The organism is Jannaschia pohangensis (assembly GCF_900113875.1).
Classification (GTDB): Bacteria; Pseudomonadota; Alphaproteobacteria; order Rhodobacterales; family Rhodobacteraceae; genus Jannaschia; species Jannaschia pohangensis.
This window is the reverse complement of record NZ_FORA01000004.1, coordinates 71,698-95,657: the sequence shown is the minus strand read 5'-3', so window position 1 is coordinate 95,657 and position 23,960 is coordinate 71,698. Positions and strand designations below refer to the sequence as shown.

General features: G+C 65.8%; 23 protein-coding genes. 10 read left to right on the top strand and 13 right to left on the bottom strand.

The genetic code is table 11. The annotated features are described in order from the left end of the window. Window positions 1-3: 3 nt before the first annotated feature. From BM002_RS14230 to BM002_RS14215, 4 genes are all read right to left on the bottom strand, one after another. Complete coding sequence (locus BM002_RS14230; RefSeq protein ID WP_092782531.1) at window positions 4-1,566, bottom strand: Ppx/GppA family phosphatase; 1,563 nt, start codon at window positions 1,564-1,566, stop codon at window positions 4-6. Between the two features lie 69 nt (window positions 1,567-1,635). Further along, window positions 1,636-3,813 carry an RNA degradosome polyphosphate kinase gene (locus BM002_RS14225; RefSeq protein ID WP_092783272.1) on the bottom strand — a complete coding sequence of 726 codons (2,178 nt, stop codon included), beginning with the start codon at window positions 3,811-3,813 and terminating at the stop codon, window positions 1,636-1,638. Window positions 3,814-3,898: 85 nt separating this feature from the next. Then, window positions 3,899-4,549 (bottom strand): P-loop NTPase family protein, encoded by a 651-nt coding sequence (locus BM002_RS14220; RefSeq protein WP_245749270.1) that lies wholly within the window; start codon window positions 4,547-4,549, stop codon window positions 3,899-3,901. 3 nt (window positions 4,550-4,552) lie between these two features. Next, window positions 4,553-5,662, bottom strand: a complete 1,110-nt coding sequence (locus tag BM002_RS14215) for an AI-2E family transporter (protein ID WP_092782527.1) — start codon at window positions 5,660-5,662, stop codon at window positions 4,553-4,555. Between the two features lie 131 nt (window positions 5,663-5,793). Between BM002_RS14215 and BM002_RS14210 the strand changes: the two genes are divergently transcribed. Continuing rightward, window positions 5,794-6,993, top strand: coding sequence for an NADase-type glycan-binding domain-containing protein (locus BM002_RS14210; protein ID WP_139212383.1), 1,200 nt, complete (start codon window positions 5,794-5,796; stop codon window positions 6,991-6,993). A gap of 15 nt (window positions 6,994-7,008) precedes the next feature. Here BM002_RS14210 and BM002_RS14205 read toward each other — a convergent pair whose 3' ends face one another. After that, window positions 7,009-7,461, bottom strand: coding sequence for a GatB/YqeY domain-containing protein (locus BM002_RS14205; RefSeq protein ID WP_092782521.1), 453 nt, complete (start codon window positions 7,459-7,461; stop codon window positions 7,009-7,011). Between the two features lie 170 nt (window positions 7,462-7,631). Here BM002_RS14205 and carA point away from each other — a divergent pair, with 170 nt between their 5' ends. Both carA and BM002_RS14195 read left to right on the top strand, forming a co-directional pair. Next, window positions 7,632-8,777, top strand: coding sequence for a glutamine-hydrolyzing carbamoyl-phosphate synthase small subunit (carA, locus tag BM002_RS14200; protein WP_092783266.1), 1,146 nt, complete (start codon window positions 7,632-7,634; stop codon window positions 8,775-8,777). A 155-nt stretch (window positions 8,778-8,932) separates the two neighbouring features. After that, window positions 8,933-10,930, top strand: a complete 1,998-nt coding sequence (locus tag BM002_RS14195) for a glycosyltransferase family 2 protein (RefSeq protein ID WP_245749269.1) — start codon at window positions 8,933-8,935, stop codon at window positions 10,928-10,930. Between the two features lie 10 nt (window positions 10,931-10,940). Here the strand turns inward: BM002_RS14195 and BM002_RS14190 are convergent, their stop codons facing one another. Next, window positions 10,941-11,543, bottom strand: a complete 603-nt coding sequence (locus tag BM002_RS14190) for a GntR family transcriptional regulator (protein WP_092783263.1) — start codon at window positions 11,541-11,543, stop codon at window positions 10,941-10,943. A 146-nt stretch (window positions 11,544-11,689) separates the two neighbouring features. Between BM002_RS14190 and BM002_RS14185 the strand changes: the two genes are divergently transcribed. Both BM002_RS14185 and BM002_RS14180 read left to right on the top strand, forming a co-directional pair. After that, entirely contained in the window at window positions 11,690-12,343 is a 654-nt protein-coding gene (locus BM002_RS14185; protein ID WP_092782514.1) for a pyrimidine 5'-nucleotidase, read from the top strand. Between the two features lie 19 nt (window positions 12,344-12,362). Beyond that, window positions 12,363-13,586 carry an FAD-dependent monooxygenase gene (locus BM002_RS14180; protein WP_092782511.1) on the top strand — a complete coding sequence of 408 codons (1,224 nt, stop codon included), beginning with the start codon at window positions 12,363-12,365 and terminating at the stop codon, window positions 13,584-13,586. A gap of 14 nt (window positions 13,587-13,600) precedes the next feature. Here BM002_RS14180 and BM002_RS14175 read toward each other — a convergent pair whose 3' ends face one another. Then, a complete protein-coding gene (locus BM002_RS14175; RefSeq protein WP_175484929.1) occupies window positions 13,601-14,731 on the bottom strand; it encodes an aminotransferase class V-fold PLP-dependent enzyme in 1,131 nt (376 codons plus the stop codon). Window positions 14,732-14,897: 166 nt separating this feature from the next. Between BM002_RS14175 and BM002_RS14170 the strand changes: the two genes are divergently transcribed. Next, window positions 14,898-15,518, top strand: a complete 621-nt coding sequence (locus BM002_RS14170; RefSeq protein ID WP_092782508.1) for an HAD-IA family hydrolase — start codon at window positions 14,898-14,900, stop codon at window positions 15,516-15,518. 7 nt (window positions 15,519-15,525) lie between these two features. On the opposite strand, the gene BM002_RS14165 is transcribed toward BM002_RS14170, so the two are convergent. Genes BM002_RS14165 through BM002_RS14155 form a run of 3 tightly spaced genes read right to left on the bottom strand, consistent with a single transcriptional unit; the run spans window position 15,526 to window position 16,801 of the window. After that, window positions 15,526-15,894, bottom strand: coding sequence for a DUF7079 family protein (locus tag BM002_RS14165; RefSeq protein WP_092782505.1), 369 nt, complete (start codon window positions 15,892-15,894; stop codon window positions 15,526-15,528). Continuing rightward, entirely contained in the window at window positions 15,891-16,349 is a 459-nt protein-coding gene (locus BM002_RS14160) for an Lrp/AsnC family transcriptional regulator (protein ID WP_092782502.1), read from the bottom strand. The genes BM002_RS14165 and BM002_RS14160 overlap by 4 nt, the downstream gene beginning before the upstream one ends. Continuing rightward, entirely contained in the window at window positions 16,346-16,801 is a 456-nt protein-coding gene (locus tag BM002_RS14155) for an Lrp/AsnC family transcriptional regulator (protein WP_092782499.1), read from the bottom strand. Before BM002_RS14155 ends, BM002_RS14160 begins: the two co-directional genes overlap by 4 nt. Before the next feature lie 136 nt (window positions 16,802-16,937). Between BM002_RS14155 and ilvC the strand changes: the two genes are divergently transcribed. Next, a complete protein-coding gene (gene ilvC / locus BM002_RS14150; protein ID WP_092782496.1) occupies window positions 16,938-17,960 on the top strand; it encodes a ketol-acid reductoisomerase in 1,023 nt (340 codons plus the stop codon). 58 nt (window positions 17,961-18,018) lie between these two features. Here the strand turns inward: ilvC and BM002_RS19330 are convergent, their stop codons facing one another. Continuing rightward, on the bottom strand, window positions 18,019-18,189 hold the full coding sequence (locus BM002_RS19330) for a hypothetical protein (protein WP_175484909.1): 171 nt from the start codon (window positions 18,187-18,189) through the stop codon (window positions 18,019-18,021). Window positions 18,190-18,257: 68 nt separating this feature from the next. Further along, window positions 18,258-18,404 (bottom strand): hypothetical protein, encoded by a 147-nt coding sequence (locus BM002_RS19325; RefSeq protein ID WP_175484908.1) that lies wholly within the window; start codon window positions 18,402-18,404, stop codon window positions 18,258-18,260. A gap of 178 nt (window positions 18,405-18,582) precedes the next feature. On the opposite strand from BM002_RS19325, the gene BM002_RS14145 reads away from it, so the two are divergent. Then, complete coding sequence (locus tag BM002_RS14145; protein ID WP_092782493.1) at window positions 18,583-19,512, top strand: DMT family transporter; 930 nt, start codon at window positions 18,583-18,585, stop codon at window positions 19,510-19,512. A gap of 31 nt (window positions 19,513-19,543) precedes the next feature. Continuing rightward, a complete protein-coding gene (locus BM002_RS14140) occupies window positions 19,544-20,992 on the top strand; it encodes a TrkH family potassium uptake protein (RefSeq protein WP_092783257.1) in 1,449 nt (482 codons plus the stop codon). A gap of 3 nt (window positions 20,993-20,995) precedes the next feature. Here BM002_RS14140 and BM002_RS14135 read toward each other — a convergent pair whose 3' ends face one another. Continuing rightward, on the bottom strand, window positions 20,996-22,756 hold the full coding sequence (locus BM002_RS14135) for a serine protease (protein ID WP_092782490.1): 1,761 nt from the start codon (window positions 22,754-22,756) through the stop codon (window positions 20,996-20,998). Between the two features lie 156 nt (window positions 22,757-22,912). Between BM002_RS14135 and BM002_RS14130 the strand changes: the two genes are divergently transcribed. Beyond that, window positions 22,913-23,845, top strand: coding sequence for a glycine--tRNA ligase subunit alpha (locus tag BM002_RS14130; RefSeq protein WP_092782487.1), 933 nt, complete (start codon window positions 22,913-22,915; stop codon window positions 23,843-23,845). The last annotated feature ends 115 nt before the right edge of the window (window positions 23,846-23,960 follow it).

The window sequence follows — 23,960 nt, the reverse complement described above, 5'->3', positions numbered from 1 at the left end:
GGTTCAGGCCTTCGCCTTGTCCTGCCGACCGATCTTGATCTGCGCGGTCACCCCGAGGGAGTCGGCGAGGGACTGAAATCGGGCTTCGGCCACTTCGCCATAAAGCGCCTCGCCGTCGCCGCGTGGCAGGGAAAGTTGCAGGATCCCCTTCTTGGGATAAAGCCGCAGGACCCCCATCAGGGCCGGGTCCTGCGCCGAGAACATGGCCCCGAGACGCATCGCCTTGCCCACCACCTCGGCTTGGGCCGTCGCCGGTTCCGACAGCAGGGGGGCCAACGCCTCGAACGGGGTCCCCTCGCGTTTGTTGCGATAGCGATGCAACAGGGCCAGACCCAGATACACCCGCTCCCAATGGGTCAGGCCGCCCAGATTGGCGCGGGTCGCATTGTCGAAACAGATTTCCGCGCGGTAGTCCGGATGCGCGCGCCAGCTTACGTCATGAAGAAGGCAGCAAGCCCGGATCAACCGCCGCCGCCGCGCGTTTTCGCGCGCGAACAGCGGCGAGATGAAGCGGTAAAGGACGCGCCCGAATCCGGGCATCCGCGCAGACGCGGCCTCGGCGAAGCGGCAGCTTTCGATCAGGGGGTCGCGCGCCCGCAACACGTCCGGCATCTGCTCGTACAGAAGACCCTCGCGAATGCCATAGCTGGAGATGGCGATCTCCTTGGGCCGGAAGGTCTTGGCGACCTGGCGCAGAACCTGGGCGGCGATCGGGACAAGCGACATTCGCGCCGAACTCGTCTCGGTCCTGTTGGCAAGGTCGCCGATATCCTGATCTCCGATGTATTCCAGCGTCGCCCGCAAATCCCTGGGCGTCATCGTGTATTCGTGCAGGACGTGCAGCGGATAGCCCCGCCGCTCCATGTCGATCCGGGCAATCGCCCGCCAGGACCCACCCACCAGATAGATCTTGTCATAACGGTCGCGACCAAGGGCTATGGCCATCTCGGCCACGCCCGCCGCGATCTGCTCTGCGCGTTTGCCCTTGCCCTTTACCCCGGCGAGTTTCAGGGGCCCGAGTTTGCCCGACACGGTGGCCTTGACCTCGCCCCCGGAAATCTCGGCAAGCTCCATCGACGATCCCCCGATGTCGCACATCAGACCATCCGCCTCGGGCCAGCCCAGAAGGACGCCCTGCCCCGACAGCCGCGCCTCTTCGGTGCCATCGATCACCCAGAGTTTCAGCCCCGTCAGTGCCTTCACCTCCGCCTCGAATGCGGGGCCATCCTCGGCCTCGCGCACGGCGGCAGTGGCGACGGCGGTCAGGGAATTGACCTCCATCCCTCGGGCCAGGATCGCGAAGCGGCGCAATGCAGACAATGCCCGGACCCGACCTTCGGGGTTCAGGCGACCGCTTTCGGACATGCCCGCGCCAAGCCCGCAGAGGATCTTTTCGTTGTAAAAGTAGGCCGGCGACCGCGCCGCGCCATCGAACACGACCAGACGAACCGAGTTGGACCCGACGTCGATGACCCCGACCCGGCGCAGGGCCCGGGCCTCGGGTCCGTCGAACAGCGGGGCGCCGAATGGGCCATAACCTTCTGGGTCCACTACATCATTCGCCATCGGTCGCTCCCCCGGCCCATGTCCATCTTGCCCCGGGGGTCTGACACGGCAGCGGACAGGGGGTCAACGTCAACCGTCGCTGGAGTGGGTCAGTTCCGGCACGTCACGTGCCCCGGCGGACCCTCGACCCGACAGCGACGGGTTCTCCATAAAGAAGCGGTGACAGCTGAACGGATTGTCGAGTGCGGAAAGGTCGGGCCGGGTCCAGTCGCCCTCGGCCCCCAGAACCCAGCTTTGCGCCACATCGGCCAGATTTGCGGCCATGACCTGGCTCACGATCTGGGCCTTGACCGTCGGATTCACGCATTCCACCAGCGTCTCGACCCGGCGGTCGAGGTTGCGCCCCATCCAGTCGGCCGAGCTGATGTAGACCCGCGCCTTTTTGCCCGGCAGTCCGCCGCCGTTGCCGAAACAGACGATCCGGCTGTGTTCGAGGAACCGCCCGACGACGGATTTGACGCGGATGTTTTCCGACAGGTCCTTGACCCCCGGACGCAGGCCGCAGATGCCGCGCACCACCAGATCGACCTTCACCCCCGCCTGCGACGCCGCATAAAGCGCGTCGATCACGTCAGGTTCGACCAGCGAATTCATCTTGGCCCAGATCACACCGGGCTTGCCCGCCCGCGCCATGTCCGCCTCGTTCTCGATCGAGGCCAGAAGATGAACCTTCAGCCCATTGGGCGAGATCGTCAGCTTGTCGAGGCCGTCTGGCGGCGCGTAGCCCGAGATGTAGTTGAACACTTTGGTCGCGTCGCGGCCCAGACCCTCGTCACAGGTGAACAGGCTCAGATCGGTATAGATGCGCGCCGTGATCGGGTGATAGTTGCCCGTCCCGAAATGGGTATAGGTCACCAGCCGGTCGCCCTCGCGGCGGACGACGGTGCTGATCTTGGCGTGGGTCTTGAGGCGGGTGAAGCCATAGACCACATGCGCCCCCGCCCGCTCCAGGCGCCGTGACTGGCGGATGTTCGCGGCCTCGTCGAAGCGCGCCTTCAACTCCACCAACGCGGTAACGGTCTTGCCCTGTTCGGCGGCCTCGCAAAGGGCCGCGACGATCGGGCTGTCACGCGAGGTGCGATAAAGGGTCTGCTTGATGGCCACCACATCGGGATCATTGGCCGCCTGCGTCAGGAAGCGGATGACCATGTCGAAGGTCTCGTAGGGATGATGCAGCAGCATGTCCTTCTGGCGGATCGCCGCGAACATGTCGCCGTCGTGGTCCTGCACTCGTTCGGGCACGCGCGGCGTGAAGGTGGGCCAGAGCAGCTCCTTGCGCTCGTTCACCACCAACTCCTTGAGCGAGGCGAGGCCGACCAGACCCCGCACCTCGATCACCTCGGATTCGTCGACGCCCATCTCCTCGACGATCACGCGCTTGAGCCCCTCGGGCGCCCCCGCCGTGATCTTCATGCGGATGATGTCGCCCCGGCGGCGGCGTTTCAGCGCCGTCTCGAATTCGCGCACCAGGTCTTCGGCCTCCTCCTCGACCTCCAGATCGCTGTCGCGAAGCACCCGGAACGCACAGTGACCGCGCAGCTGATAGCCGGGAAAGAGTTCCGTGATCTGCATCAGAAGCAGATCCTCGAGCGGCAGGAACCGGATCACCCCGTCCTTGTCGGACAGGCGCAGGAAGCGGTCGATCTGCGCCGGGATCGGCAGAAGCGCCCGCAGCGTCCGCCCATCGGTCCGCCGCTGCAATTCCACGGCGAGGGCAAAGCCCTCGTTCGGCAGGAAGGGAAAGGGGTGCGCCGGGTCGATGGCCAGGGGCGAGACGATGGGGAAAACCTCGTTGAGGAAACGACCCGCCATCTCGCGGGTTTCGGCCTTGTTCAGGTTCTCGGGCGACAGAAGGCAGATGCCCTGCGTCTCCAACTCTGACCGCAGGGTCATCCAGACGCTCTGCTGGCGCTCCAGCAAGGCACCCGCGTCCGCGTCGATCATGGCCAATTGTTCGGCAGGCGTCCGCCCGTCGGCAGCAGGAGTCAGGTTGCCCGCCCGGGCCAATTCCCTGAGGCCCGCCACGCGGACGGTATAGAATTCGTCAAGGTTCGCCGCCGAAATCGACAGGAAGCGCAGCCGTTCCAAAAGCGGGACCTTGGGGTTCTCGGCCTCTTCCAGCACGCGCAGGTTGAAGGCCAGCCAGCTGCGTTCGCGGTTGAAGAACCGCTTGGGGCTGGTCCGGCGCTCCTCGTCCAGTTCCGTCGGAACGGGGATCGGCGCGTTCAGGAAATCGGACGGCGATATCTGGTCTTTGTCGAGCATGATTGAATTTGGCCGGGAAACGTGTCGGGGACATGACACGGTATGACCATCGCGCATCCCCGTCCAGTCACCCCTCGAGCAGGTCCCGGGCCAGGCTTTGACCAAGCGGGATACCGCGCGCCAGGGACTCGCGGTCCAGCCGGTCGACCACGTCCTGCGCGGCGGCGAAACTGCGCTCCATCCGCGACAGAAGATAGCCGATCAGGGCGGGCTTCACCTGCAATTGCCGATCCGCGAAGAGCTTGAGCAGGACGACCGAGAGCAGGGCATCGTCGGGGTCGTCGATCCGCGCCGGGGTAAGCGAGGCAAAGCGACTGCGCAGGTCCGGCAACTCCGCGCGCCACTCCGACGGGGCCGCCCGCCCCGTGAGCAAAAGCCCGCGTCCGCCCCCGACGCAGGCGTTCCAGAGGTGAAACAACGCCGCGTCATTGCCCCCCCGGTCGGCGTCTTCCACCAGAACCGGGGCCTGCGCCAGGTCGGGCGCGTCCTCTTCGCGCAGGTCAACCGCCGCAACGCGGGTCGCCCCGACCTCCTGGGCCCAGATCGCCGCCAGATGTGACTTGCCGCAGCCTTCGGGGCCGATCAGGGCCAACCGCGATCCGGGCCAGTCGGGAAAGCGTTCGATAAGCGCCATGGCCGCCGCGTTGCTGGTCGAGACCATGAAGTCTTCACGCCCGCAGGCGTCCAGCCGGGGCAAGGCGATGCTGAGTTGGGTCAAAGCCTATTCCGAAGCTTCGACAAGGTCTTGGTCCGCCTCGTCCGGAACCGGTTTCGGCTCGGGATCGCGGCCATTATAGAGCAGGCTCGACTTGTATTCCGACACCATGAACCGCGTGACGACACCGATCGCGGCGGCGACGGGCACAGCGACCAGCATTCCAACGAAACCATAGATTGTCCCGAAGGCCGACAGCGCAAAGAGCAGCCAGACGGGATGCAGACCAACCGATTCCCCCACCAGTTTCGGCGTCAGGATATTGCCCTCCAGGAACTGGCCCGCGACGAAGATCGCGGCCACCAGGCCGATGGACGTCCAGTCGCCCCAGAACTGGAACAATGCCAGACCGATGGCCAATCCGCCGCCAACGAGAGCGCCGACGTAGGGAATGAAGGTGATCAAGCCTGCGATGGCCCCCACGACCAATCCGAACTGAAGCCCGACCAGCATCAGCGCCACCGAATAATACGTCCCCAGGATCAGGCAGACTGTCAGCTGGCCACGCACGAAGCTTGCCAGCGTGGCGTCGATTTCGGACGCGATCTTGCGGATCGTCCCCACATGATCGCGCGGCAGCAGATCGTCGATGCGGGCGACCATATTGTCCCAGTCGAGCAGCAGGTAGAAGGCCACAACCGGCACGACGACGATGAAGACGACGGCGTTGACGACCCCAAAGACGCCCGCGACCAGCTGTCTGGCCAATTGTCCGCCGCGCGACTGCACCGCAGCACCGATGTCGGCCAAGGCCGTCTGAACGATGCCGCCCTCCTCGACGATGGTCGGGAAGCGGGCGGTCAGCCAATCACGCAAGGCCGCGAAGTAATCCGGGGCCACCCGGATGAGGGAGGTGGTCTGCTGGATCAGCAAGGGGATCAGGAAGGCCACCGCGACGACCAGCACCAGAAGCCCGACCAACGTGATGATCGTCGTGGCCGCCGTTCGCGGAAGTCCCATGGTCTCCAGCCGGTCCGCCAGCGGGTCAAGGATGTACGCAATCGCACCGCCCACGATAAAGGGCAGCATGACCGGCCCCAGATACCAGAGCAGAACAAGGAAGACCGCCGCCGCCGCCCCCCAGTAGATCGCCTGTTGTCGTACCGGCAGCGCCATGCCCCGTCTCCCCTTGGTCTCTGTCCCTAGATGCCTGCGCAGGCCCCCCGGTTCAAGGCGTTGCCAGCAAGGCCCGGCTTGGCCTAGCTTGACGGGAATGTCCCGTCCCGCGTTCCCATTCGAGGTGCTCGATGCGCGCTTGTCTCTTGTGTCTCTGCCTTTTGTCGGGCCTGACCGTCGCGTCTGCGGCCCCGGCTCAGGACAATTGCGGCATGGGGGGGTGCGCGGGGCCGGCCGATGGTGACCTGCCGACGGTCACCGCCTCCGAAAGCCGCCTGACCACGCGCGAAGTCTTCCTGATGGCCAATGAGATCCTGGCGATTTCGGGCCTCGCCAACAATCTCAAGATCCACGAGACGATGGACGTCTACAACGCCGCCGCCTACATCGAAGATCAGGAGCGTGTGATCGGCTTCAATCCGCTCTGGGTTCTCAAGTTCAAGGACATGCCCGTCGATGACCGATGGCCGCTTTATGCGGTGATCGCCCATGAGATCGGGCACCACCTTCTGGGTCATACGATCCTGCCCGGCGGATCGCGGCCCGCGACCGAGCTCGAGGCCGATGCCTTTGCGGGGTTCACCCTGCACGCCCTGGGCGCGACGCTGCCGCAGGCGCAAACCCTTTGGCAGGGTTTCAGCGAAAGTGGATCCGACACGCACCCGCCGCGGCAGGAACGTCTGGCCGCCGTGGAACAGGGGTGGCTGCAATCCGCGGGGCGCGCGGGCCTGGCCATTCCGGACGGCACCCCCGACGGTGGCAGCGGCCCGGGTGACCCCGATGCCGTGCGCCAGCGCCCTGACGAAAACGCGGGCGATGTCTCGGCCCAAGCGGGATCGGATGGCACGGAAGACAGCCAGACCAGTCGCGGGGCGCGCCCCGACCTTCCGGCGCAATCGATCTGCGCACCCCTGCCCAAGGGCGGCGCACGCGGACGGCTCTGTGCCACCACGGCCCTCGATGCCCTGTCGGTCAGTCGCCTTCTCGATGGCGACATCCGCTCGTCCTGGTCCGAACAGGCCCCGGGCAACGGCCGGGGCAGCAGGTTGCTCTTCGATTTCGAAACCCCGATTTCAGCGGCGCGCCTGACCATCGTCAACGGCGACAACAGCGACGAAAAGACGTTCCGGCGCTATGCACGCCTGGAGTCGATCACCCTTTCGGGGTCGAATGGCTTCAAACGGACGATCGCCGTGCGCGATCACCGGGGCGAGCAGAGCTGGACACTGGCCGGGTTCGAAGGCGTCGACTGGATCGAGGTCCATGTGGACAGCGTCATCGATGGCCGCCGCTATGATACGCTGGCGGTATCGACCCTGCGCTTCGACTAGCGGCTGGCCTGCGCGTCAGGCAAGGCGCGCCTTGACCAGCGGGCCGACCGCACCGAAGTCGATCTGCCCGGTATACCTGCCCTTGAGCACACCCATGACCTTGCCCATGTCGCGCACCGAATTGGCACCCGTTTCGGCAATGGCCTCCACCACGGCGGCCTCGACTTCCTCGTCCGACAGCTTCTTGGGCAGGAATTCCTCGATGATGTCGATTTCCGCCAGCTCCTGCTCGGCCAGTTCCAGCCGCCCCGCCTCTTCGTAGGCGCGCGCGCTTTCGTGGCGCTGCTTGACCATCTTGGCCATGATGGCAAGGATCTCGGGCGAACCGGCGGTCTTGGAGTCACTGCGCAATTCGATGTCGCGATCCTTGACGGCCGCATTGATCAGGCGCAGCGTGCCGACCCGTTTCTGGTCCTTGTCACGCATCGCCTCCTTGAGGCGGGCGTTCAGTCGGTCGCGCAGGTCCATGGGCGATCTCCGTCCCGTTGTGTCTGAGCGCCCGCCATAGCGCAGAACGCGCCCCCGGGCCAACCCTTCCGAAGGGTCACCCTTCTGGTGTTGACGCCCCCCGGCCCCGTCCCTAGAACCCCGACAATTTGGCCGCGCTGGCCATCCGCCCTGCCACCCCGGAGTTCCCCATGCCCCAGAAGCCGACCGCCTGCCTCGCCCTTGCCGACGGAACGATTTTCATGGGACGCGGTTTCGGCGCATCCGGGGTCGCCGTGGCTGAGCTGTGCTTCAACACCGCCATGACCGGCTATCAGGAAATCATGACCGACCCATCCTATGCGGGCCAGGTCGTGACCTTTACCTTCCCCCACATCGGAAACACCGGCGTGAACCCCGAGGATGACGAGACGACAGATCCGGTCGCCGCCGGCATGATCGTCAAATGGGACCCGACCGATCCGTCGAACTGGCGCGCCACATCGGACCTCGAAAGCTGGCTGGCGTCGCGGGGCCGCATCGGCATGGGGGGCGTCGATACGCGGCGTCTGACCCGCGCGATCCGCCAACAGGGGGCGCCGCATGTGGCACTGGCCCATGACCCGGACGGCAACTTCGATATCGAGGCGCTGGTCGCAAAGGCCCGCGCCTTCGCCGGACTGGTCGGGATGGATCTGGCCGGTCAGGTCACCTGCGCCCAGTCCTATCGCTGGAACGAGACGAAGTGGGCCTGGCCCGACGGCTTCGGCACGCAGGAGGCGCCGCGCCACAAGGTGGTGGCGATCGACTATGGCGCCAAGCGCAATATCCTGCGCTCGCTGGCATCGGTAGGCTGCGACGTGACCGTGCTGCCCGCAACGGCAACGGCCGAGGACGTCAAGGCCCAGAACCCCGATGGCGTGTTCTTGTCGAACGGTCCGGGCGACCCCGCGGCAACGGGCGAATACGCAGTTCCCGTGATCCGTGAAATGGTCGACAGCGGCGTCCCCGTCTTCGGGATTTGCCTTGGACATCAGATGCTTGCCATGGCGCTTGGGGCCAAGACCATCAAGATGAACCACGGGCATCACGGCGCCAACCACCCCGTTCGCCGCAGTCGCGACGGCAAGGTCGAAATCACGTCGATGAACCATGGCTTCACCGTCGACGCGCAATCCCTGCCCGAGGGTGTTGAGGAGACCCATGTGTCGCTGTTCGACGGGTCGAATTGCGGCATCCGGCTGAGCGGCCGCCCGGTGTTTTCGGTGCAGTACCATCCCGAAGCGAGCCCCGGTCCGCACGACAGCGCCTATCTGTTCGACGAATTCGCCGCCGCGATGGATGCACGTCACGGTTGAAGCGCGACATCTTAACGCATCCTTAACTTCCGGCGGGGCATGGTGGGCGGATATCACGTTCCGAGTATGCCATGCCGCCCGCAAGACCTTCTGCCTCGCCCCAGAACCCGGGCGCGGATGTCATGACTCCCCTCGCGCACAATCCTGCCAGGATCGTGCGTTTTCCGTCCCTCGGGCCACCGATCCCCAGTGATCTGATCCCGAACGAGGCGGCGGATCCGGACGCGGGGCCCGCCTTCAAGCGACAGCCGTATATCCGGCGCCCGAAACTTGGCGAAGTCCTTCTCGACATGGGGGCCATCAGCGGGTCCGACCTCGCGCGCGCCTTGATGCTGCAACGCCGCCTTTCAGCGCGCCTTGGTGACGTGCTGATCCGTCGCAACCTCGTGGACGAGGAGACGTTGGCCGTGGCTCTGGGTCGTCAACGCGGGATGGGGCGGGCGGGAAATCCACCCCTGTCGACGCCCAACACCGACAAACTCGCCCGCAAGCTGCCGCTGGAACTGGCTCTGAAGTACCACGCCCTGCCGTGGCGGCGGGTCGGCGGGAAGACGTTGATCGCCACGTCGCGCCCCGAATTGGTCGACGAACTTCGCGCCGCTCTCCCCGAATCGATGGGCGTCTGCCTCTTCGCCGTCGCCACGGCCAGCGCGCTCGAGGCGCGAATGCACGAGGTCCATGGTGCAACCCTGGCGCGGGCTGCCGAATGCCGTGTGCCCCAGGCCATATCCTGCCGAAGCTGGCAGCCCCGCACCGGGTCTGCCGCGCTCGCCATTTTCATGCTGACCGCCCTCATCGCGACGGCTCTCTGGCCCTACAACGCGCTTCAGGTGGCCACCGCTGCGGCCCTTCTCGTCATGGCGCTCAACCTGGGGCTGCGTGTTGCCGCCGCCATCGCGCTCTTTCGAACGCCCAAGGGATTCGCCTCGATCCGACCGGCCGAAGAGGCGGCGCGCCGCCTGCCCTGCATCTCGATCTTAGTGCCGCTCCACCGCGAGCCGTCGATTGCCGGGCCACTGACGGAACGGCTTTCTCGCCTCGATTATCCCCGCGAATTGCTCGACATCTGCCTCGTGGTCGAGGCGGACGACCGCCAAACCCTCGATGCGCTGGAGCGGTCGAACCTGCCCAGGTGGATGCGGGTCATTCCGGTTCCCGATGGCCGTCCGCGTACCAAACCCCGGGCCATGAACTATGCGTTGAACTTCGCACGCGGCAGCATCGTGGGCATCTATGACGCCGAAGACGCGCCCGCCCCGGACCAGCTTTTGACCGTCGCCACCCGCTTCCGCACGGCTCCGGCCAACGTGGCATGCCTCCAAGGGCGGCTCGACTACTACAATCCCATGCGCAACTGGATGTCGCGCTGCTTCACCATCGAATACGCGAACTGGTTCCGCCTGGTCCTGCCGGGGATCGCGCGCCTGGGCCTCGTCGTGCCCCTCGGCGGCACCACCTTGTTCTTCCGACGTCGCGCGATCGAGACGGTGGGCGGATGGGACGCCCACAACGTCACCGAAGATGCAGATCTGGGCGTTCGTCTCGCCCGCATGGGCTTCCGGACGGAAATCATCGACACCACCACTTTGGAAGAGGCGAATGCCTCGCCAATTGCCTGGGTCAAGCAGCGGTCGCGCTGGATGAAGGGATACATCCTCACATGGGCCGTTCACAGCAGACGTCCGCGCGAACTCTGGCAGGATCTGGGAACCCGGCGTTTTCTGGGATTCCACCTGTTGTTCATGGGCGCAATCCTGAACGCGCTGCTGACACCCGTTCTCTGGTCGACGACCGTGGTAGCCTTCGGCTTCCACCATCCTATCCTGGACTGGTTTCCCGGGAACGGCGCGATGTCCCTCGGCATCTTCCTCGGGCTTGCGCTTGCGTTGTCCATGGGGCTGGCCTGCATCGGGTGCCGCGCCCCGCACCACCGCCACCTGCGCAAATGGATCCCGACGCTCGAACTCTACTTTCCGCTGGCCACACTGGCCGTCATCAAGGCCCTTGCCGAGATCGTGTTCAAGCCATTCCATTGGGACAAGACCAGTCACGGGGCGTTTGGCGGCACGTTCCAGGGCGGGATTTCCGAACTTGAACTGCAGCTTTCGCAGGCCAACGACGCGCCCAAGTCCCGGGTTTCACACGGCGGCTAGCGCGCCGCAGTCAGATCTTGCGCGCCTCTTCCCGCAGGCGGGTCTCAAAGGCGAGACTCAGATGCTGGCGCAGCGCGTCTGCGGCCGCGTCTCCATCGCGGGCGGCAATCGCCTCCACGATGGCCTGATGTTCGCCCAATGCGGCTGGCCCCCGGCCCTCGGCGGCCAGCGATGTCGTCGCCATCAGCGCCATGGAGCGGTGAACCATCCCAAGCTGTTGGATGAGATAGCGATTGTGGGACGCCAGGTGGATCTGTCCGTGAAACCGGCGGTTGGCGCGGGCCAGTGCGTTCGCATCCCCGATCAAGGCCGCGTCCTCCTCGACCATCTGGCGCAGCACGGAAATCTCCTCGCGGGCTGCATGTTGCGCGGCGAGGCGTGCAGCCAACGCCTCCAGTTCCGTGCGCACCGCATAAAGCTCGGCCATCTGGTCATGACTCAGGGTCGCCACGATCAAGGAGCGTCCATCCCGCACCAGCACCGATTGCGTCTCCAGCCGCTGCAACGCCTCGCGCACGGGGGTACGCGATACGCCGAAGCGATCAGCCAGCTCGCTCTCGACCAGACGGTCGCCGGGGCTGAACTCGCCTCGATCAATCGCGTCGAGGATCATGGCATGCGCATCCTTCTGGGCCAAAACCGTGCCTTTCCAATCTGTTCCTTCCGAATACACGTGCCGCGGCCCCGCCGTATACCCCAAACAGCACCGAGGCGGCCCAAACGCTTGACGCCTTGCCCGCCCCGCGTCAGGGAGGCCGGATGCAGTTCGATCATGTGACAACTTGGGTCTTCGACCTGGATGAGACACTCTATCCCCCGTCCGTGCCGCTCTTTCCCCAGATCGAGGCGAGGATGGTGGACTGGATCGTGGCGACGATGAACGTCAGCCGGTCGGATGCCGACGGGCTTCGCGCCCGCTGGTGGCATGACCACGGCACGACGCTGGCCGGGCTGATGCGCGAACACGGCCAAGACCCGGAGCCATTCCTGGAGGATGTGCACAGGATCGACTTTTCGGTTCTGTCGCCCGACCCGGAATTGCGCGATCTGATCACGATGCTCCCGGGCCGCAAGATCATCTATACCAACGGGACCGCCCCCTATGCCCGGGACGTGCTGGCCGCGCGCGGGTTGGACGGCATCTGGGACGCGGTCCACGGCATCGAACACGCGGGCTATGCGCCCAAGCCCGACGCCATCGCCTTCGAGCGCGTCTTTGCCGCCGACGGTCTGGACCCGACGCGCGCCGCCATGTTCGAGGATTCGCCCCGCAACCTGCAGGTGCCGCACGAGATGGGGATGGTCACGGTGCATGTCGCCCCCGAACGCGCGCAGGGGTCGCACGTGCACCACCACGCGCCCGACCTCAACGCGTTTCTCCGCGGCATCCTGGCCCCTGTTCCCGGCGCCTAGAACGCCCTAGGTGAGGGGCATGGACTTCGACACAGATATCGTGATCGCGGGCGCGGGCCCCGCCGGTCTGGCCGCCGCCTGCGTCTTCGGGAGCGAGGGGTACGACGTGACCCTTATCGACCCCGCCCCGCCGATCACCGGCGAGGATGAGCCGGGCGCCGACCTGCGCACCACGGCCCTGCTGCAACCGGCGCGCGACCTGCTGACCCGGGCCGGCATCTGGGACAGGTTGGGCCCTGCGGGCACGGCGCTCTGGACAATGCGGATCGTCGACGCGGCGGGCGACACGACCGTCACCCGCGATTTCGAGGCACGCGACATTTCGGACGCACCCTTCGGATGGAACTTTCCCAACTGGCTGTTGCGCCATCACATGCTTGCGCGCGCAGAGGAGTTGCCCGGGGTCACGCTGCGCTTCGGTCGTTCCGTGTCGGGCATCTTCGCGCGCGAGGCCGGAACACGGGTCACCCTGGACGACGGCAGCCGGATCACCGCCCGGCTCCTTGTCGCCTGCGACGGTCGCGACAGCCCGGTTCGCAAAATGGCCGGGATCGACGCGAAACGGGTCGACTATGGCCAGAGCGCAATTGTCTTTGCCTGCACGCACGCGGCCCCGCACGACGACATCTCGACCGAAATCCACAACAGCGGCGGGCCGTTCACACTGGTGCCCCTGCCGGATCGGGGCGGGCAACACCGCTCCGCCGTGGTCTGGATGGATATCGCAGCGGAACAGACGCGCCGCATGGATCTCGACCCCGGCCGTTTTACCGAGGAAGCGCAGGAGCGATCCGCCAATGTGATGGGGACGCTATCGCTGGTCTCGGGTCGGGCGATCTGGCCGATCACATCCGTCCTCGCGGACCGCTTCACGGCGCGCCGCCTGGCGCTGGCCGCCGAAGCCGCCCACGCGATGCCGCCGATCGGGGCTCAGGGGCTGAACACCTCGCTCAAGGACATCGCGCTGCTGCAAGATCTGGCCGCCCGGCACCCCTTGGGCAGCCTCGAGATGCTGGAGCCCTACGGGCAGGCGCGCAGGCGGGATGCGGCGCTGCGGATGGCTGGAATCGACCTGCTCAACCGCACCTCCATCGCGGGGATTGCTCCGGTTCAGGCGCTGCGGGCGCGGGGTATGGCGGCCTTGCATGACCTGCCACCCCTGCGCCGGGCCGTCATGCGCCTGGGTCTCGGGGCCACGCCAAAATCCGCATCCAGCGATGCGCCCCAGGCCAACACGACCTGAGGCAACCGCGCACGTCAGTCCGGAAAGACCTGGTCGATCACGCGCGACAGGCGGGCCATCGTCCCGTCCACATCCATGAGCTTGTCCATCCCGAACAGTCCGATGCGGAACGACGCGTAATCCGCCGGCTCATCGCATTGCAACGGAACGCCCGCCGCGATCTGCATCCCATGCGCCATGAACGCCTTGCCCGACTGGATCTCGGGCGAGGGCGCGAAACTGACCACGACGCCGGGCGCACCGAAGCCGTCGGCCGCAACCGACCGGATGCCCTTGGCCGCGAGCATCGCGCGGACCTTGGTGCCCAGATCCCATTGCGCCTGCTTCAGGCGGTCGAAGCCATAGGCCCGCGTCTCGTTCAATGTGTCGCGGAAGGCGCGCAGCGCATCGGTCGGCATCGTCGCGTGATAGGCGTGGCCGCCCGCCAGATAGGCCTGCATGATCTGGTGCCATTTCTTCAGGTCGATGGCGAAACTGTCGGAGGCCGTGGCCGCCACCCGTTCCGCCGCGCGATCCGACAACATCACCAGACCCGCACAGGGCGAGGCGGACCAGCCTTTTTGCGGCGCACTGAGCAGGACATCGACGCCCGTCGCCTTCATGTCGACCCAGATGCAGCCCGACGCGATGCAGTCGAGCACCATGAGCGCGCCGACCTCATGGGCCGCCGTGGCCAGGGCCGTGATGTAGTCGTCAGGCAGGATCACGCCGGCGCTGGTTTCGACATGGGGCGCAAAGACGACATCTGGCCGGGTTTCGCGGATGCGGGCGGTGACCTCCTCGATGGGTGGGGGGGCGAAGGGTGATTTGCTGTCGTTGCCCGACTGACGGGCCTTGATGACCTCCGTCCCGGCGGTGAAAGCCCCGGCTTCCATGATCTGCGACCAGCGATAGGAGAACCAGCCGTTGCGCACCACAAGGGCCTTGGCCCCCTGCCCGAACTGCCGCGCCACCGCCTCCATCCCGAAGGTGCCGCCGCCGGGGATGATGACCGCGTGGTCGGCCTGATAGACCTCGCAGAGCCCCGCATGTAGGTCGCGCATGACCTGCTGGAACGCCCCGCTCATGGAATTGAGCGAGCGGTCGGTGAAGACCACTGAAAATTCGTCTAGACCCTCGGGGTCAACGGTGTCGAGCAATGCCATGATCTCTCCTCCTGCTTGGGTCATGTTCTCACATGCGGCTCGTCCCCGCGCAAAGGCAAACTGGTCCGCCGACCCCGGCGGATCGTCGCGGCGGGTTTCCAATGGGCGGCATTCTGTCCCGCAAAGCGCCATCGCCAGACCAACGATGATCGGCTAGGCTTGTGGAATGATCGTTTCAAATGTCCCCCTCCGCGCCGTCCTTTGGGATTTCGACGGCGTGCTGAACGTCAACGCGCCCGGTGGCCGCTTCCTGTGGTCCAAGGGGTTCGAGGACAAGTTCGGCGCGCCCATCGACGATTTCACCGATGCCGTGTTCGGCGGGCTCGACGGGTTGCTGACCGGGGCCGAGGATATCTTCGACCGCATCGACGGCTGGATCACCGGCAGCGGGGCGGACACCACGCCCGAGGCGGTCGTCCAGCATTGGCTCGACAACGACTTCCACCCGAATGTCCGCATCCAGCAGGCGATTGCCCGGTTGCAACGGCAGGGCCTGCGTCAGGCGATCCTGACCAATGCCGACAGTCGCCGTGCCGATTGGGTCGATGGCCTGCTGCCGCAGTTTCCCGGCATCGAACAGGTGTTCGCCTCGGCCCGGATCGGCCATGCCAAACCCGCAACCGAGGCATTTCAGGCAGTGCTCGATGCGATGGAGCTGACGGCGGGCGAGGTTCTCTTCATCGACGACAGTTCCACGAACGTGAATGCCGCCGGGTCCATGGGGTTTCGGACTTTCCGCTATTCGCCCCTTGCCCATGACGCGCTCGAATGGAGTCTGCCGCGCTGATCCGGGCCTAGGTCGGTGCGTCACGAAGGCGTGCGCGCAGATCGGACCACTCGGGCACCATCCGGCGCAGGGCACGCCGCCGCATCCACCGCCGGACCGGGGCAAGCACGCCCGGATCGGCCCGGTTCTTGGCAATCCGCGCCAGCAGCCAATCGGTATCGAACCCCTCCCATTCCCCCGCCGGGGAATAGAGGTTCGTCAGGCACACGCGAGCCACATCCTCCACCATCAGCCGGTCCAGTGCCGCGACCGGCACGCCCGTCGCCCGCAATTCCTGCGCCAGACGATCCAGACTGCCGCGGGTGTCAGTGTCGAGAAACAGTTCGGACAGCAGAAAGCAGGCCCGGTCCTCGGGGGTCCGCTCGGGCGCGGTCACAGCGGCCCCGGCAAGCGTTCTTCGGACAGCAGCACATTCGCCTCCATCTCGCCCACACCGGGCAGCGCCATGATCCGCCGCCGCAGGACCCGCTCGAAGTCGGGCAGGTCGCGGGCGGTAACCCGCAGCCGGTAATCATAACGGCCCAGAACATGCTCGACACGGCGCACTTCGGGGATGGCGGTCACCGCCCGCTCGAAATCGTCCAGACTGACCCGGCCCTTCGTCGCCAGCTTGATGCCCAGGAACACCGTCACCCCGAAGCCGAGCTTTTCGAGGTCGAGCGTCAGTTCCCGCCCCCGCAGGATGCCCAGATCGCGCAACCGCCGCAGGCGCCGCCAGGCCGCCGGCTGCGACAGATCGACGGCGCGTCCGACGGCCCCCGCCGACAGCCTCGCGTTGGCCTGAACCACCCGCAGGATGGCGCGGTCGGTATCGTCGATCGCTTCGGTCATATGGGCAACGTCTGGTCGGTCTTGACGGTGGCCACGTGCATCAGCGCCTCGATCTCGGCCAGATGCGGCAGGGTCAGGATGCGGTCGCGGTAGAGGCTCTGCCAATGGGTCATGTCCCGCGCGATCACCGTCAGGCGGAGATCGACCCGGCCCAGGAAGGTCTGCATCTCGGTCACCTCGGGCACCTTCCGGGCCTCGGCCATCAGCGCGTCGAAAGCCCCGGGCACCGTCTTGTCGAGCTGGATGCGCAGCGACACCTCGACAGAATAGCCAAGTGCAGCCCAATCGATCACGCCGCGCAATCCGCGCAGCACCCCCGTCTCGCGCAGTCGCTCGATCCGCCGCGACACGGTAGCCGCAGGCAGGTCCAGCGCCGCCGCGAGGTCGGACGGCGACAGATCCGCATCGGCCTGCCAGCGGCGCAAGATACGACGATCCAGATCGGACAGCATGAAAACTCGCAGTTTACCTTTGATGACGAATGGATATCTCGAAATCCATTCGGAATCTATCCCGATCTCTTCTGTGATTTTGCCGATCGAACCGATAGCAACGCCGCAACGCAAAACCGCTTCAGGGAGAGAGACCATGCGCGTTTACTATGATCGCGATTGCGATGTGAACCTCATCAAGGACATGAAAGTCGCCATTCTGGGCTATGGCAGCCAGGGCCACGCCCATGCGCTGAACCTGCGCGACAGCGGCGCCAAGAACGTCGTCGTCGCCCTGCGCGAAGGCTCGCCGAGCCGGGCAAAAGCCGAAGGCGAAGGCCTGCAGGTCATGGGGATCGAGGAAGCCGCCGCCTGGTGCGACCTGATCATGTTCACCATGCCCGACGAACTTCAGGCCCAGACCTACAAGAACCATGTCCACGCCCACCTGAAGGACGGCGCCGCCATCGCCTTCGCCCACGGCCTCAACGTCCACTTCGGCCTGATCGAGCCCAAGCCCGGCGTCGACGTCATCATGATGGCGCCCAAGGGTCCGGGTCACACCGTGCGCGGCGAGTACACCAAGGGCGGCGGCGTTCCCTGCCTTGTCGCCGTCGACAACAACGCCTCCGGCCGGGCGCTGGAAATCGGGCTGTCTTATTGCTCCGCCATCGGCGGGGGCCGGTCGGGCATCATCGAGACGAACTTCCGCGAAGAGTGCGAAACCGACCTCTTCGGTGAGCAGGCCGTGCTCTGCGGTGGTCTGGTGGAGCTGATCCGCATGGGCTTCGAGACGCTGGTCGAGGCGGGTTATGCCCCCGAGATGGCCTATTTCGAGTGCCTTCACGAAGTGAAACTGATCGTGGACCTGATCTATGAGGGCGGCATCGCCAACATGAACTACTCGATCTCGAACACCGCCGAATATGGCGAATACGTCAGCGGCCCGCGCATCCTGCCCTACGAGGAAACCAAGAAGCGCATGAAAGAGGTTCTGACCGACATCCAGACCGGCCGGTTCGTGCGGGACTTCATGGCGGAAAACTCGGTGGGTCAGCCGATGTTCAAGGCCACCCGTCGCCTCAACGACGAGCACCAGATCGAAGCCACGGGCGAGAAGCTGCGCGGGATGATGCCCTGGATTTCGGCGGGCAAGATGGTCGACAAGTCCAAGAACTGATTCGACCGATAGAGCGGACAAGGAAAAGGCGGGTCATCAAGACCCGCCTTTTTTCGTATCAGACATCCGCCGGCTTGGCGTCGTTCGGTACGTCCGCGGCAAGTGTCGATTTCGGCGCGTTCGGGTCGTTCATTCGGTCGATCAGTTTTTGCTGACTGACGTAGGCGAAGACAACGGCCCCCAGAAGGGTGAACATCGACAGCAGCGGCAACAGGAATTCAAAACTCATTAGGCGGTCCTTTCCGAATTGGTTGGGTGCATTGGAAAGGAAACGCGCCGCGCGGCGCCGGGGTTCCGTCAAACGGTGCCGCTGCCCGACTTGCCGGAGGCCGCCGATTTCGCATTGCGGCGCGCCACAGCTTCGCTCTGCTTGTGATAGGCCATCACCACGACCGCCAGAACGATGCCCAACAGGCAAACGACGATCCATCCCTCATATGACATTCTGCGGCCCTTCTCCGGTGACGCTTGATGTTGAGCACATGACATAGGGTCAAGGACGCGGCCCGCCAATGGGCCCGCAACAATTGTCGGCGTATCGGCAGCCGTTGCGGCGACCGAACGCGCGATCCTACCCATCATCGCTCTGTTCTCGCCCCCTGCCGCAGGCTAGGGAGCGGAGATGGCCACCACGACCGACACCCCCGTTTCGCAGCCCACCCTCGGGAACTATGCGTCGATCATCGCCCTCGGGTTGATCTGGGGCGGCACGTTCATGGTCGTGGCCATCGCCCTGCGCGGCTACGGCCCTGTCACGGTCGCGGCGGCGCGCACGGCGCTCGGCGCGCTGGCGCTGCTGTCCCTGGTCCTTGTCCTGCGGCGGCCGTTCCCGGTCGTGACACCCATGCTCCTGGCCTTTGTGGCGGTGCTTGGCGTGTTGACGACCGCCCTGCCCTTCATGCTGCTCAGTTGGGGCCAGCAATATGTTCCATCGGCCTTTGCGGGGCTCAGCATGGCGGTCCTGCCGCTGTTCGTGCTGCCGCTTGCCCATTGGTTCGTGCCGGGCGACCGGCTGACGATGCGGCGGGCGGGGGGCTTCGGTCTGGGTCTTGTGGGCGCGCTCGTTCTTCTTGGTCCCGGTGTCACGGCGGCGGGCGATGGCGACCTGGCCGCCATCGGGCGGATCGCCTGTCTCTGCGCCTCGGTCAGCTATGCCTTCGGGTCGATCCTGACCCGCCGCTGTCCGCCCATCGACGCCATGTGGCTGAGCGCGCTGACCCTTGTGGTCGGCTCCATATTCCTTGTCCCCGCCATGCTCCTGACCGAAGGGGTGCCGCAGGTGGCCGACCCGGGCATCATGGCGGCCATCGTGTTCCTCGGCCTTATCCCCACGGCCTTTGCCGCGCTCCTGCGGGTCCAGGTAATCCGGTCGGCGGGGCCAAGCTTCATGACCCTCGTCAACTACCAGGTCCCGGTCTGGTCCATGGTCTTCGGCACCCTGATCCTTGGCGAGGTCCTGCCAGGCCGCTTCTTTGTCGCCCTCGCCCTGATCGCCTGTGGCCTTGCGGTCAGCCAATCGGGCAGACGCGCGCGCGCCGACCGCCGCGCTTGACTTGATCGCGCGGGCACAGGACACCGGGCCAATGCTGGACGTGCGCCCCGTCGGATATGTGATCGGCCTGTTGCTGGTGGTTCTGGGCGCATCCATGGGCCTGCCCGCGCTTGCCGATATCATCGTCGACAATGGGGAATGGCCGGTCTTCGTCGAATCCGGCTTGCTGACGATGCTGGTCGGCGCCTGTCTGTCGCTGTCGACGGCCAATGCCGTGCGCGACCGGCTGTCACTGCAACAGACGTTCCTGCTGACCACGGGGGTCTGGCTGGCGCTGCCGATCTTCGCCGCCATCCCCTTCACCATCGGCGCCACGCAGCTCAGCTATACCGACGCCTTCTTCGAGGCGATGTCGGGCCTGACCACGACCGGCTCCACGGTGATTGTCGGCCTCGACGAGCTGCCCAAGGGCATCCTTCTGTGGCGCGGCCTGTTGCAGTGGTTCGGGGGGATCGGCGTGATCGTCGTCGCCATGGTCTTCCTGCCGGAACTGCGCGTCGGGGGAATGCAGATCTTCCGCTCCGAGGCCTTCGACACCATGGGCAAGGTCCTGCCCCGCGCGGCCCAGATCAGCTCTACCATCTCCACGATCTACCTTGGCATCACGCTGGCCTGCGCCCTGGCCTATGGGGCGGCCGGCATGGGCACCTTCGACGCGGTCGTCCATGCGATGACCACGGTGTCGACGGGCGGCTTCGCCAACTACGATGCCAGTTTCGGGGCCTTCCAGGGCCCACATGAATATATCGCCACCTTCTTCATGCTGGCCGCCGCCTCTCCCTTTGTCCTCTATGTCCAGCTGCTGAACGGTCAGAGCCGACCGCTCCTGACCGACAGCCAGCTGCGAGCCTTTCTTGGCACCGCCCTCTCCCTTGTGGTCGTCACATCGGGGGCCCTGATCGTGGTCGACGGCTATCCGGTGGAACGTGCCGTGCGCGAGGCGCTGTTCAACATCGCCTCCATCCTGACCGGCACCGGCTTCGCCAGCGTGGACTACATGGAATGGGGCGGCTTCATCATCGCGCTGTTCTTCTTTTGCGGCCTGATCGGGGGCTGCGCCGGGTCCACCTCCTGCTCGGTCAAGATCTTCCGCTACCAGATCCTGTTCGCCACGGTCAAAACCCAGATCCGTCAGATTCACTCGCCTCACGGCATCTTCTTTCCCCGCTACGACGGCCGCCGCGTGTCCGAGGACGTGCTGTCGTCGGTCATGGCGTTCTTCGTCCTCTTCGTCGTGACGCTCGGGGTGTTTTCGGTGCTGCTGGCGATGACCGGCCTCGACCTGCTGACCTCGGTCTCCGGGGCGGCGACCGCCATCGCGAATGTCGGCCCGGGTCTGGGCGACATCATCGGCCCGGCGGGCAATTTCGCGCCCCTGGGGGACACCGCCAAATGGCTGCTGGCCTCGGCGATGCTGATCGGACGGCTGGAACTCGTGGTTGTCTACGTGCTGTTCACCCGCCGGTTCTGGCAGGGGTGAGGGTCACTCCCAACAGCTGACCAGCACCGTCATTCCCACGGCGCGGGTGGTCAGGTCTTCGGGCGCGATGGCGGCGATGCTCTGCGACACCACGGGTTGAACGCCCGCCGACGTCAGGATCGTCTGGAGCGCCGTCGACTTGATCGCGAAGGTCACGTCATCGGGCAAGGCCCGCGTGGGGTCCGACGCATCGGGCAGCAACATGCCCGACACCCGGCCCGATCCGTCCAGAACCGGCCCACCTGCATCCCCGTCCCGCGCAGGCAGCGACAGGCGCATCACATCGGGCGATCCGTCCAGACCCCGCACATCCTCCAGCGTCCCGAAGCTGAGCGTTGCCGCCCCCAGAACGCCACCATAGGGGAAGCCGCCGACCGACACCGGGCTGCGCAGCCGCCCCTCGGACGGGGCAAAGGCAGCGACTTCGACCGGGGCCAGGCGGTTCACGGGGCGCAGGATCGCGACACCCTGCTGGCTTGCCGCGATCGTCGCATCGTGCAGACGGTCCAGCGTGATCCGGCCACAGGCGGCGACGGTCTCGCTGGCCGTGACGACCGTTCCCGCACCATCGACGAAGAACCCCGACGCGGAGCGCAGGGGTTTGCGCACATCGAGGCCCGAAACCATGTCGAAACTCTGCTCGGACGGCTGGAACCCCGCGTCGGGGGCCAACGGCGTTCCGACCGAGGCCAGCGTCCGCTCCATCTCGGGCAGGGCCCGCGCGGCCAGTGCGTCCTGCGCCTCGGGCCAGCTCATGATGTAGCCGATGATGTGGCCATCGGCCAATTCCGCCACCACCTGCGTCGTGCGGTCCGGCGCGACACCGGTGATCCGGAACGAGTCGCGCGACTTGCTGCGGTCGCCTTCGGTCGGGATGATTTCGAGGGTCTGCAAGATCTCGTAAAGACCTGCCAGCGCGGTCCGATCCCCGGGCTGAGAGATCAGCGAGAGGCGAACACCGCTGTCGTTCTTGGGTAGGTAATGCACGAAGGGCGCTTCGATCCGGTCGAAGGTCACCAGCCCGAGCGGCGCGGTCAGGGCGATGCCCGCCTTGGCCACCGTCAGCGGCTCCAGCCCCAGTTCGGCCTGCGCCTCTGCGTATTCCGCCATCAATTGCGCCCGCTGGCGGGTGGTCAGCACACCGCTCGTCTCGATCCCCGACGCTGCCTGCCAGGCCGCCATCGAATTGCGCGTGCCAGCCCCAAAGCTGCCATCGATCCCGGCGGTGTAGAAGCCGAACCATTGCAGCGCGCGCTGCAGCTCCATCTTCTCCTCGCGGCTCAGAAGCGCCTCGGAAGCGCGGGCCTCCCGCGGGGTCTCGTCGGGTTCGATCACGACCGGATCAGGGACGACCACGCCCGCGATCTGCGTGCTGTCGGTCGCGGGAAGGGTTTGCGTCTCCACCGGGTCGGGGGCAGTGATCCCCGCCGTCGCACCGGCGCCAACCGGCCAGAAGCGGTCGCGGTAGGTGTCGCCTTCGGTCACATAGCTGTCGCGCGGGATCAGACCGTCTTCGCGCAGATCGCGCAGAACGCTGCGCGCCGTGTCGACGTCAAAGGGCCCGAGCGCGATGCCGTACCAGCCGCCGCCAAGGGCGAAGCCGTTGATGTTCGTGACCACGGCGCCATAGGCGCGGGCGCGGCTTTCGGCTTCGGACAGACTGGGGTGCGCCTCGATCTGGACAAAGACACGGTCCTGCGCTGCGGCAGGGAACGTGGCGGCGGAAAACACGGAACAGGCAAGCAGGATCGCAGCGAAGCGCATGAAACTCTCTCGGTCGGTCAGATAATTGCCCTCCTTCCTTTCCGATCCGGTGTCCCAAGGGAAGGGGCCGGAGTGTCACGTTTGCCGCCAAGCCGCGCGTTGACGGGCCAAGTGTTGCCGCATAGACGCGGTCGCACGCGGTTCAAGAGGCTTGCCATGGGCATCACAGACACCCCCAGGTCGTTTCAGGAGATCATCCTGCGGCTTCAATCCTATTGGGCGACCAAGGGCTGCGCCGTGCTGCAGCCCTACGACATGGAGGTCGGCGCAGGCACCTTCCACCCGGCCACCACCCTGCGCGCCCTCGGGCCGAACGCCTGGGCCGCCGCCTATGTCCAGCCGTCGCGTCGTCCGACCGATGGCCGCTACGGCGAGAACCCGAACCGGTTGCAACATTATTACCAGTATCAGGTCCTCATCAAACCCTCGCCGCCCGACCTTCAGGAGCTGTATCTCGGCTCGCTTCAGGCCATCGGCATCGACGCGGAGCTGCACGACATCCGTTTTGTCGAAGACGATTGGGAATCGCCCACCCTCGGGGCCTGGGGCCTCGGATGGGAAGTCTGGTGTGACGGCATGGAAGTGTCGCAATTCACCTATTTCCAGCAGGTCGGCGGCCACGATTGCCACCCCGTCTCGGGCGAGCTGACCTATGGTCTGGAGCGTCTGGCGATGTATGTGCTCGGGGCCGATCACGTCATGGACATGCCGTTCAACGATCCTTCGGCGCCGATCCCGCTGACCTATGGCGACGTGTTCCGCCAGACCGAAGAGGAATACGCCCGCTGGAACTTCGACACCGCCGACACCGCCGTCCTGCTGCGCCATTTCGAGGAGGCGGAGGCGCATTGCTCCGAAATCCTGTCGAAACCCGCAGAGGACCCCAAGACCGGCAAGCGCATCGTCATGGCCCACCCGGCTTATGACCAATGCATCAAGGCCAGCCACATCTTCAACCTTCTGGATGCGCGCGGCGTCATCTCGGTGACCGAGAGGCAGGCCTATATCGGACGGGTCCGCGCCCTGGCCAAGGCCTGTGCCGACGCCTTCCTGACGACCCGCGCGGGTGGCTGGACCGACGCCGCCTGAGCGCGGTTTTCGGCAAACATCCGCCCCGCATCGTCGGCTTTTCGCCCACAGGTCCGCGTGCGCGTTAACGGCTCGGCAATCTCCGTCTGGCAGGTCTATCCTGCGAGTCCAGCCA

Coding starts and splice junctions, on each gene's coding strand:
- BM002_RS14180 (WP_092782511.1), top strand. CDS start 12,363: ATGGACTTCGACACAGATATCGTGATCGCGGGCGCGGGCCCCGCCGGT.
- BM002_RS14190 (WP_092783263.1), bottom strand. CDS start 11,543: ATGATCCTCGACGCGATTGATCGAGGCGAGTTCAGCCCCGGCGACCGT.
- BM002_RS14230 (WP_092782531.1), bottom strand. CDS start 1,566: ATGGCGAATGATGTAGTGGACCCAGAAGGTTATGGCCCATTCGGCGCC.
- BM002_RS14135 (WP_092782490.1), bottom strand. CDS start 22,756: ATGCGCTTCGCTGCGATCCTGCTTGCCTGTTCCGTGTTTTCCGCCGCC.
- BM002_RS14145 (WP_092782493.1), top strand. CDS start 18,583: ATGGCCACCACGACCGACACCCCCGTTTCGCAGCCCACCCTCGGGAAC.
- BM002_RS14210 (WP_139212383.1), top strand. CDS start 5,794: ATGCGCGCTTGTCTCTTGTGTCTCTGCCTTTTGTCGGGCCTGACCGTC.
- ilvC (WP_092782496.1), top strand. CDS start 16,938: ATGCGCGTTTACTATGATCGCGATTGCGATGTGAACCTCATCAAGGAC.
- BM002_RS14215 (WP_092782527.1), bottom strand. CDS start 5,662: ATGGCGCTGCCGGTACGACAACAGGCGATCTACTGGGGGGCGGCGGCG.
- BM002_RS14140 (WP_092783257.1), top strand. CDS start 19,544: ATGCTGGACGTGCGCCCCGTCGGATATGTGATCGGCCTGTTGCTGGTG.
- BM002_RS14175 (WP_175484929.1), bottom strand. CDS start 14,731: ATGGCATTGCTCGACACCGTTGACCCCGAGGGTCTAGACGAATTTTCA.
- carA (WP_092783266.1), top strand. CDS start 7,632: ATGCCCCAGAAGCCGACCGCCTGCCTCGCCCTTGCCGACGGAACGATT.
- BM002_RS14170 (WP_092782508.1), top strand. CDS start 14,898: ATGATCGTTTCAAATGTCCCCCTCCGCGCCGTCCTTTGGGATTTCGAC.
- BM002_RS14155 (WP_092782499.1), bottom strand. CDS start 16,801: ATGCTGTCCGATCTGGATCGTCGTATCTTGCGCCGCTGGCAGGCCGAT.
- BM002_RS19325 (WP_175484908.1), bottom strand. CDS start 18,404: ATGTCATATGAGGGATGGATCGTCGTTTGCCTGTTGGGCATCGTTCTG.
- BM002_RS19330 (WP_175484909.1), bottom strand. CDS start 18,189: ATGAGTTTTGAATTCCTGTTGCCGCTGCTGTCGATGTTCACCCTTCTG.
- BM002_RS14205 (WP_092782521.1), bottom strand. CDS start 7,461: ATGGACCTGCGCGACCGACTGAACGCCCGCCTCAAGGAGGCGATGCGT.
- BM002_RS14130 (WP_092782487.1), top strand. CDS start 22,913: ATGGGCATCACAGACACCCCCAGGTCGTTTCAGGAGATCATCCTGCGG.
- BM002_RS14185 (WP_092782514.1), top strand. CDS start 11,690: ATGCAGTTCGATCATGTGACAACTTGGGTCTTCGACCTGGATGAGACA.
- BM002_RS14160 (WP_092782502.1), bottom strand. CDS start 16,349: ATGACCGAAGCGATCGACGATACCGACCGCGCCATCCTGCGGGTGGTT.